Raw genomic sequence first — 2,006 nt, 5'->3', positions numbered from 1 at the left:
AGCGCGATCAATTGCCACGCCTTTGCGGTGGCCTTCTCGCGCTCGATCTGGTGGATGGTTCGAACGCTGACGCCCGAGGTAGACGCCAGCTGCGATTGCGTGAGATTGCGATGCCGCCTCGCGGCACGTAGCTCAGCCGCCAAGTGCACCGCACGAGAATTAGCCATATCGCTAAGCTAGTTGGCCATTTCGCTAAGTGTCAAGGCCGAACGGCCAAGTGTTTGCTGTCAACCGAAACACGCGAGAGAAACACCGAAGGGCTTGCAGACTTGCCGCATCGGCATACAGACTTAGCCATATGGAGAACACAGACCGGCTGGACGAGCTCGCGGAACAAGCACATCGCGCCGTCGCCGCGCAGCTGCGCGCTGAACGTGCGCGCGCTGGCCTGACCCAGCCAGAACTGGCCAAACTCACCGGGCTACACGTAACCACCCTGAGCCGGATCGAACAGGGCCACCGAGCGATGACCCTCGATCAGCTGTTCAAGATTGCCGGTGCACTGAAAATCGACCCTGGCGACTTCCTGAACGCAGCACAGGCCGCAGTCAAGCGCGAACTCGGTTCATAACTGGCGCAATCTATTTCGGCCCGGGCCGGTCCTGAATCACGTACGCGAGCAACCGACTAGCTGGCACGCCGAGTCGTGTCGCCTCGGCAACGATCTCGAAGGGGTGGAGCTTCCGGCCCTCATGGCCGCTGGTGTCGTTGCCGAGCGCCATACCCACGCGATCACGTCCTCACCTGTGCCTGAACCACCCACAATCCAGCGGAGCGGCCCGACCCCCGCTCATGATCGAACATACATTCGAACAGAATAAAACGGAAGGGACCCCACTGATTCGAGCTAACACTGAGCAGTGCAAAACCGGCGATCACACAGATTGGAGTCCGCCACATGGCGACCGTCGAGCCATACGAGACCAGCAAGGGCAAGAGATACATGGTCCGGTACCGAAAACCGGACGGCAAACCAACCAAGAAGCGCGGCTTCCGGCGCAAGATCGACGCCGAGAAGTTCATGGCCACAGTCGAAGTGCAGAAGATGACCGGCGAGTACATCGCCCCGTCGATGGGCCGAGCGACAATCGCCGAGGTGGGCGAGGCATGGCTACCACGGCAGGTCCACACCAAGGATTCATGGTCGGAGCGTGTTGAATCCATCTGGCGCGTACACGTCAAACCGTATTGGGGCACAAGGCAAGTCGCCTCGATCACTCGGCCCGAGGTCCGGGACTGGATTGCTGGAATCGACCGCGCGCCGTCGACTATCGAGGACATCCACGGTGTGCTGTTGGCCGTCCTCGATGAGGCGGTCGACGAGCGGCGCATCGCGGCGAACCCGGCCGCCGGGGTTTCACTCCCCCGCCGGGTGCCGGTCGATCACGTCTACCTCACGCACGATCAGGTAGCCACCCTCGCGAACGAATGCAGCAAGGGGACCGAGATCGTCATGTTGCTCGCCTACTCCGGTATGAGGTGGGGCGAGATGGCTGCGCTACGTCCGCGAGACGTTGATCTCGACCGCCGGCGCATTCGGATCGCTCGGTCGGCGTCGAAAGTGAACTCACGCAGTGTGATCGGAACTCCGAAGTCATGGGAACAGCGGACCGTGGCGATACCCGCCGAGGTCGCTGACCTCCTGCGTCCAGTGGTCACGGCTCAGAAGAACCCGACCGGGCTCATTTGGTCACGAGAGGACGGGACACCAATCCGACCGCCGACCACTACCCATTGGTTCACCAAGGCAGTTGGACGGTGCATCTCGGCATCGGTGCCGTGTGGTGACGACGGCGAGCCGACCGGCCCGGCGATCTTCCCGCGGGTGACTGCACACCAGTTACGCCACACCGCAGCGTCACTCATGATCTCCAGCGGCGCGCATGTGAAGACCATCCAACGTCAGCTCGGGCACAAGTCGGCGACGATGACGCTCGACAACTATGGGCACCTGTTCGAGGACGATCTCGACGAGGTGGCCGGACGGATGGGCACAGGCTTTCGAG

At 62.0% G+C, this 2,006-nt stretch carries 3 protein-coding genes; 2 read left to right on the top strand and 1 reads right to left on the bottom strand.

What is annotated here, in order from left to right:
* On the bottom strand, nucleotides 1-167 hold a 167-nt coding region (locus tag ON31_RS38630; protein WP_157533809.1), incomplete at its 3' end, for a helix-turn-helix transcriptional regulator.
* A gap of 131 nt (nucleotides 168-298) precedes the next feature.
* On the opposite strand from ON31_RS38630, the gene ON31_RS29625 reads away from it, so the two are divergent.
* Nucleotides 299-571, top strand: a complete 273-nt coding sequence (locus ON31_RS29625) for a helix-turn-helix domain-containing protein (protein WP_051037925.1) — start codon at nucleotides 299-301, stop codon at nucleotides 569-571.
* Between the two features lie 327 nt (nucleotides 572-898).
* A partial coding sequence (locus tag ON31_RS29620) for a tyrosine-type recombinase/integrase (protein WP_039818394.1) occupies nucleotides 899-2,006 on the top strand: 1,108 nt, incomplete at its 3' end.

Source organism: Nocardia otitidiscaviarum NBRC 14405 (genome assembly GCF_000308635.1).
Classification (GTDB): domain Bacteria; phylum Actinomycetota; class Actinomycetes; order Mycobacteriales; family Mycobacteriaceae; genus Nocardia; species Nocardia otitidiscaviarum.
This window is presented reverse-complemented; position numbering and strand designations above follow the sequence as displayed.